Annotated in this window: 6 protein-coding genes; all 6 read right to left on the bottom strand. The window is 73.8% G+C overall.

Annotation, left to right across the window (positions count from 1 at the left end; all coding sequences use genetic code 11):
* Nucleotides 1-139 precede the first annotated feature (139 nt).
* The 6 genes from ADL08_RS30970 to ADL08_RS30945 all read right to left on the bottom strand — a co-directional run bounded on the left by ADL08_RS30970 (nt 140) and on the right by ADL08_RS30945 (nt 6,980).
* Complete coding sequence (locus ADL08_RS30970; RefSeq protein WP_053648849.1) at nt 140-2,203, bottom strand: discoidin domain-containing protein; 2,064 nt, start codon at nt 2,201-2,203, stop codon at nt 140-142.
* Between the two features lie 121 nt (nt 2,204-2,324).
* Nucleotides 2,325-2,918: a TetR/AcrR family transcriptional regulator gene (locus tag ADL08_RS30965; protein WP_053648847.1), complete on the bottom strand. Its 594-nt coding sequence runs from the start codon at nt 2,916-2,918 to the stop codon at nt 2,325-2,327.
* 81 nt (nt 2,919-2,999) lie between these two features.
* Complete coding sequence (locus ADL08_RS30960; protein ID WP_420709616.1) at nt 3,000-3,788, bottom strand: ABC transporter ATP-binding protein; 789 nt, start codon at nt 3,786-3,788, stop codon at nt 3,000-3,002.
* A 22-nt stretch (nt 3,789-3,810) separates the two neighbouring features.
* Nucleotides 3,811-4,854 carry a glycine betaine ABC transporter substrate-binding protein gene (locus ADL08_RS30955; protein ID WP_053648844.1) on the bottom strand — a complete coding sequence of 348 codons (1,044 nt, stop codon included), beginning with the start codon at nt 4,852-4,854 and terminating at the stop codon, nt 3,811-3,813.
* A 51-nt stretch (nt 4,855-4,905) separates the two neighbouring features.
* Nucleotides 4,906-5,784 (bottom strand): ABC transporter permease, encoded by an 879-nt coding sequence (locus ADL08_RS30950; RefSeq protein WP_053648843.1) that lies wholly within the window; start codon nt 5,782-5,784, stop codon nt 4,906-4,908.
* Nucleotides 5,781-6,980 carry an LLM class flavin-dependent oxidoreductase gene (locus ADL08_RS30945; protein WP_078968234.1) on the bottom strand — a complete coding sequence of 400 codons (1,200 nt, stop codon included), beginning with the start codon at nt 6,978-6,980 and terminating at the stop codon, nt 5,781-5,783. The genes ADL08_RS30950 and ADL08_RS30945 overlap by 4 nt, the downstream gene beginning before the upstream one ends.
* Nucleotides 6,981-7,278: the final 298 nt, after the last annotated feature.

Below are 7,278 nucleotides of genomic sequence, written 5' to 3'. Positions count from 1 at the left end.
GCGGGTATGACAAGGCGGCGTTCCCCTCGCCGGCGGCCCGGTATGTAAGGGGCCACGGCGGACGGCGGGGGGGGGAGGGGGGGCGGGGGGGCGAGGCCGCGCCCCCCTCCGCCCCCCGCGCACCCCGCCGTACGGTCGCTCAGGCCCGGTGGACCGCCACCTCGTGGAGCGAGTAGCCCCACTTCGTCGCCCGCCGTTCGCCGTGGACCCGTACGTAACGGGCCGACCGCGACGGGAACTCCGCCGTGTCATACCCGCCGTCCCCGGTGGTCGTGGACCACACCGTCCGCCAGTCCGTGCCGTTGTCGGACAGCTCGATCCGGTACCGGCTCGCGTACGCCCGCTCCCAGTCGAGGGTGACCCTCCCGACCGGGCGGACCGAACCGAGGTCCACCCTCAGCCACTGGGCGTCCGACCAGTCACTGGCCCAGCGGGTGCCCGTGTCGCCGTCGAACGCCCGGCCCGGCGCGTAGCTCGTGAACGGGCTCCACTCCGAGGAGCTGGCCGCCGCGGGCGCGCCCGCCGCCAGGTTCACCCCCGGCTCGTGGTCCTCGGTCGCCTTCCACGTCGTCAGGTACGACTCCGCGCCCCCCGCCAGCTCGTTCACGACGCCCTGCCCGCCGCCGGTCAGCCGGATCTGCTCGATCCAGTCGGGGACCATGCCGTGGTGCGCGGCGCCGTCGGTGTTGAGGTCCCACGTCCGCTGCCCGGTGACCTGGCGGTCGAGCACCGCCCCGCCGTCGAAGCTGCGGAAGGGGTACGTCACGGCGTTCGGCGCGCCGGAGCCGACCGGGCCCGGCCAGCCGCCGACGCCGTTCATGTCGGTGCCGTAGCCGAGGCCGACCCCGTACTTCGCGCGGAGCGCGGCCTTCTGCCCCGCCTCGCCGATGAAGCCCTCCGCGCCGTGCATGTACTGGGCGACGAAACCGCCCAGGCGGTAGAGCCGTTCGGTCCAGTCCAGGTCCATCCAGCTGTGGCTGGACAGGACGCCCGGGTACTCCTCGGACTCCAGGACGTCCAGCGCCCGGCCCGCGGCCTTGACGCTCATGTGGTCGAGCTCCAGCATCATCCCGCGGTCGATCATGCCCCGCAGGGCGTGCTCGCCGAGCCGGGTCAGGCCGCGGGTGTTGCACTTGGCGTCGGAGGCGTACGAGGGGACGCCCACGCCCGGCGGCAGCTTCGACGCCATCACCGGGGCCGCCGCGAGGCCGATCGGGTTGTCGTGCTGCGGACCCGTGCACTTCTCCGTGGCCCAGAAGGTGCCGGTCGACAGGAACTGGCCGATGTTGACCGCCGTGCCGATGGCGCCCTCGTCGAAGCGGACGCCGCACAGCGCGTTGTCGAACTTGTGGCACAGGAACATGCTGCGCACCCCGAGCCCGTACAGCTCGTCCAGACCCCGGTCGATGTCGGCCTTGTCGCACTGGGCGACGTCGAGGATCTGCTTGCAGCCGAACGGCTCCGAGGTCTCCACGCCCAGGACGACCGCGAGCTTGCCCTGCTCGACCACCGAGCGGGCCTGCGCCGCGTCGGTGACGATCCGGAACCAGCCCTTGCCCGGACCGCCGTACATCCGGTCGACGTAGCTCTGGAGCTCGTACGTCCTGCGGGCCTGGAGCCGGATCGAGTCCATCTCGTCGCAGCCCCGGTCACGGGGCAGGATCGAGCAGATCAGGCCGTTGGTCACCAGGTCGTTGACCAGGACGCGCTGTCCGCCGCGCCAGGCGCGCTCGACCCAGGCGTAGTAGTTCTGCTGGTGGGTGAGGGAATTGTGGGCGGGCCAGTCCTCGAAGGTGGGCCAGCCGACCGGGTCGTGGTGGCCGTCGGCGCCGCCCGTGATGTTCTCGAACAGCGCGCCGGAGCCGTCGGGGTAGTGCTCGGGACAGTCCTTGAGCGCGTCGGCCGCGCCCGCCTCGGAGAACGTCCGGCCGCAGATGAGCCGGCCGCCGAAGCCCTCGTCGGACATCAGGTGGTTGTGCGCGTCGACGAACCCGCGCACCTTCCCCCGGGCGTCCGTTCCGGTGAACGGCGCGCCCGTGACGTTGACCTGCGAGTCGGCGGCGGGACGGGACACGGGCTCCCACCACGAACCGCCGGGGGCGGCGGGGACCGGGGCGGAGCCGAAGAGGACGGCGGCCAGGGCGAGGACGAGCGCCAGGAGGGCGGATCCGCCGCCCCTCCCGCGCGAGAGGGGTCGAGTCATGGGCAGCGAGCCTCCGGTCGGTGGGGAAGTACCGGGCGTGCCGAGGATCGCGGTGCCGGAGGACCGAGTCAAGGGTCCGGGACAGATGACCTACTCACGGGTTCGGGAAGCTCCGCACCCCTCAACCCTCCATCAGGGCCACGAGTTGATCGGCCATCAGGTCGAGGTGGCCGTCCGCCGTGTGCTTGTCGCCGAGGACGAGGAACTGGAGCGTGAGGCCGTCGATCGCCGCCGCCAGGTACCGCGCCACCACCTCCACCGGCACCTTCGACCCGATCCCCCGCACCGCGCCGACCCGCTCGACGAGATCGGCCGCCGACGCCACGTACTGCTCGTACTGGGCCCGTGCCAGGTGCTCGAACCCCGGCTCGCGCAGCGCGTACTGGGTCAGGTCGTACGTCAGCATGTGCTCGCCGGGATGGGCGGTGACGTGGTCCCAGTACGTCCGGAGCGCGCCCCGTACGGTCTCGCGCAGGGTGGCCCCCGGCTCCACCGCCGACATCACCCGCGTCACGTAGTTGTCGGTGATCGTCTCGATCGCCGCTTCGAGGAGCGCCTGCTTGGACTCGAAGCAGTAGTGGAAGACGCTCAGCGACACCCCCGCCTCGGCGCAGATCGACCGGGTGGTGGTCCGGGCGACCCCGTCCCTGGTCATCGCCCTGATCGCCGCCTCGACCAGCTGCCTGCGTCGTTCGGCCGAAGACATCCGCGCCATGGTTCCTCCTCGCGTCCGGCGCCAGGGTAACCGCAGCCCCCGGCGCCGGGACCGACCCGGCCCGTCCCTTCCGCCGGTCCCTCAGGCCGCCGCCGAACTCCGCGTCGCCGCCGCGAGCTCCGACCGCAGGGCGGCGAAGCCGGGGTCGCCGCGCAGGGCGGCCACGTCCGTGCCCGGATCGCGGGGCAGCGGGACGGGGACCTCGGCGACCACCCGGCCGGGGCCCGCCGCCATCACCAGGACCCGGGAGCCGAGCAGCACCGCCTCCTCCGCCGAGTGCGTGACGAAGAGGACGGTCGCGCCGGTGGTCGACGCCAGGGCGCGCACCTCCTCCTGGAGGCGTTCGCGGGTGAGCGCGTCCAGCGCCGCGAACGGCTCGTCCATCAGCAGGATCTGCGGCTCCGCCGCGAGCGCCCGCGCGATCGCGACGCGCTGCTGCTGCCCGCCCGACAGCTCCCAGGTGCGCCGCCCGGCCATGCCGGACAGACCCACCAGGGACAGCAGCTCCTCGATCCGCCCGGCCCGCGCGGACCGGTCCACCCCGTGCCGGGCCAGGGCGAAGGCGAGGTTGCCCCCGACCGTGCGCCAGGGGAAGAGCCGGGGCTGCTGGAAGACCACGCCGACCTTCCGGCGCACCTCCACGCCCCCGGCGGCGGGCCGCTCGAAGCCCGCCACGAGCCGCAGCAGCGTCGTCTTGCCGCAGCCCGACGGGCCGACCAGGACCACGAACTCGCCGGGCTCCACGGTCAGGGACACGTCGGAGACCGCGACGACGGGGGCCTTGGCCGTGCCGTAACGGACCCCGACGCCCGACAGCTCGATGTCGGCGGCGCCCGCCGCCGCCTCCGTACCCGCCTCAGCCGCCGACACGTGCTCAGCCGCCGACACGTGCTCAGCCGCCGACACGGGCCAGCTCCTTCAGCGCGAGGCCCTTCTCGAAGACCGACCGGTCGGGCACGGCGTCGACGGCCTTCTGGCCCTTGAGGAAGACGGCGGCGTCGTGCAGGTTCGCCGCGAGCGCCCCCGGAGCGCCGGGCCTGCCCAGGTACGGGGCTCCCTGCTGCTCCTTCGCGGTGAGCAGGACCAGCTCGGCGAGCTGCTTGCGGGCCTCCTCGGGGCTGAGGTTGAGCTCGGCGCCGATCGCGGTGGCCGCCTTCGCGGGGTCGCTCTTGGCCAGCTTCACCGCCTGGTCCTCGGCCTTCAGCCAGGCGTCCACGATCTCGGGGTGCTTGGCCGCGAACGCGTCGGTGACCACGCCCAGGTCGGCGGTCGGCTTGCCCTTGACCGCGATCTCCCGGCTGGAGACGAGCACCTTGCCGTCCTTCTTCAGCTCGGTCAGGCTCGGCGTCCACACGTAGGCGGCGTCGATGTCGCCGCGCTGCCAGGCCGCGAGCGCGTCCTGCGGCTGGAGGTCGACGAGCGTCACGTCGGAGGCCTCGAGCCCGGCCGACTCCAGCGCCACGAGCAGCGAGTAGTGGGCGGTCGAGCCGAACGGGGTGGCGATCTTCCTCCCCTTGAGGGCGGCGACGGACGCGATGTCCTCCTTGGCGACGAGCGCCTCGTTGTCCCCGATCAGATCGTGGATCCACAGCACCTTGTACGGGATGTTCAGCGGCGCCGAGAGCCCCTTGGTGACCGGGCTCGAACCGAGGAGCCCGAGGTCCACCGACCCGGCGATCACGGCGGTGTTGACATCGCCGCCCGAGTCGAACTTCACCCACGACACCTCGGCGTCCGGCAGGGCCTTCTCCAGGAGCTTCTGGTTCTTCACCACCAGGTCGGCGTTGGGGATCGCCTGGTACGCGATGCGCACCCGGACCTTTCCGCCCTTGCCCTCGTCCCCGGAGCCGGCACCGCCGCAGGCGGTCGTGGCGAGGGCGAGCAGCAGGGCGGTGGCGGAGGCGGCGAGCACGGCGCCGCGACGGGAGGAGGGCATGACGGTTCCTTCGGTGAGAGGTGAGAGGTGAGAGAGGGAGAAGAGGGGGTGTCAGGCGCGGCCGCGCCACGGGACCGCCGCCCGCTCCAGGCCCCGGAACAGCGCGTCGAGGAGGATTCCGGAGAGGCCGATGGCGATGATGCCGGCGATGACGACGTCGGTCTGGTTGTAGCGCTGGGCGTCGCGGATCATGCCGCCGATGCCGGGCACGCCGTTGATGGTCTCGGCGGCGACGACCGAGGTGTACGCGATGCCGACGGCGATCCGCACCCCCGTGAGGATCTCCGGCAGCGCCGACGGCAGCCGGATGGAGAACAGCAGCGCCACCGGCCCCGCCCCCAGGGCCCGCCCCGCCTCCACCAGGTCGGTGGGGACGCCCCGGACGGCCGCGGCGGTGGCCGCCGCGATCGGCGGGAGGGCGGCCACGAGCAGCAGCCAGATCTTCGGGGACTCGTCGATGCCGAACCAGATGACGAGCAGCGAGAGGTACGCCAGCGGGGGCAGCGTGCGCAGGAAGGTGACGGCCGGCTCCAGGACCACGGCGAGCGGCTTCACCACCCCGATGAGGAGCCCCAGGGGGATCCCGACGAGCGCCGCGTAACCGGTGCCGATCGCGATCCTGCGCAGCGAGACCGCCAGGTGCTCGACGAGCAGGTGGCCGCTGATGCCGCGCACCCCGTCGTGGACGGTGGACGCCTTCACGAAGGCCTGCCACACGTCGCCCGGGGACGGGACGAGCACGCGCGGCCAGACGCCCGCCGCGACCACGGCCTGCCAGGCGGCGAGGAGGACCGCGAGCGCGAGCAGCCGCAGCGCGGTCCAGCGCAGGGCCGCCACCCCGGCCGGTATCCGGCGGGCGGGCCGCCCGGGGGCGGCGGGCGCGGGGACCGCACCGGTCTTCTTCCTCTCCGCGCTGTCGAGGAGGGTCACGCCGCCACCTCCCCGGCGGCGGTCGCGGGGCCGCCCGTCTCCGTGTCGACCGTCCGCGCGCCGGCCGCCCGCGTGTCGGCCGCCTCCACGCCGGCCGCCTCCGTGAGCGCCCGCAGGCGCGGCGCGACCTCCTCGCCGACCCGGTAGGCCTCTTCGAGGTGCGGATAGCCGGACAGGACGAACTCGTCGATGCCGGCCCGTCCGTACTCGAACAGCCGCCGTGCGACCTCGTCGTGCGAACCGACCAGGGCCGTGCCCGCGCCCTCGCGGACGAGCCCGATGCCCGCCCACAGATTGGGGGAGACGGTCAGGTTCTCGGCGGAGCCGCCGTGCAGCGCGGTCATCCGCGCCTGTCCGGTCGAGTCCATCCGGGCGAACCGCTCCTGCGAGACGCGGACCGCCTCCGGGTCGAACCCGGCCAGGATCCGGTCGGCCTCCCGCCAGGCCTCGGCGGCGGTGTCGCGGGTGATGACGTGGAGGCGGATCCCGAAGCGCAGGGTGCGTCCGGCCCGCGCGGCCGCGGCCCGCACCCGGGCGACGCGTTCGGCGACGGCGGCCGGGGGCTCGCCCCACAGCAGCTGCACCGCGGCGTGGCGGGCGGCGACCTCCTCGGCCTCCGGCGACGCCCCGCCGAAGTAGAGCGGGACCGCGGACCGTACGGAGGGGTCGTGCAACCGGGCGTTCTCCACCCGGACGTGACGGCCGTTCAGGTCGACGGCGTCGCCGTCGAGCAGCGCCCGCACCACCTCCATGAGCTCGCCGGTCCTGACGTACCGCTCGTCCTTCGGCAGGTGGTCGCCGTACGCCCGCTGCTCGACCGGGTCGCCGCCGGTGACCACGTTCAGCGCGATCCGGTCGCCGAACAGGCGCCGGAACGTGTCGGCCTGCTGGGCGATCAGCGTCGGCTGGGCGAGCCCGGCCCGGAACGCCACCAGGAAGCCGATCCGCTCGGTCACCGCCGCGACGGCCGAGGTCAGCACCCACGGGTCCACGCAGCCGAGTCCCACGGGCGTCAACAGCTTGGCGAAACCGGCCTGTTCGGCCGCACGGGCCACCTGGGCCAGATAGTCCAGGCCGGCGCCGCGGCGGGTCGAGGCGGCGGTGCGGCCCTGGGCGGCGGTGACCCCGCCGGGGTCGCGGCCGTCACCACCGGTGGGCAGGAACCAGTGCAGTACGGGGGCGGCGGAAGAGGGCATGCGGGCGTACCTCGGAGGAAGTGCGGGGCGAGAGGACGGGCGTACGGAACGCCGTCCGGCGCGGGAGACGTGGACGCAGGCCCGGGAGTCCGGGGCCCGGAGCGTCGAACGCGGCGGAGGAGAACCGGCGGCGCGAGGGGAGAAGGAGAACCGGGAAGGAGCTCAGCGACAGGCCGCGCGACAACAGGACTCGGACCGACACAGCATCCCCGCGACACGCAGAAGATCCACGTGGCGGCGGGAGACGAGGGCGGGAGTCATGGGCGCATCCTCGCCGCGCGGACGCTCCGCCGACAAG

This window comes from Streptomyces sp. NRRL F-6492 (assembly GCF_001280125.1).
In the GTDB taxonomy this organism is placed as follows: Bacteria; Actinomycetota; Actinomycetes; order Streptomycetales; family Streptomycetaceae; genus Streptomyces.
The sequence above is the reverse complement of the archived record's forward strand: the minus strand, read 5'-3'. Positions and strand labels throughout refer to the sequence as shown.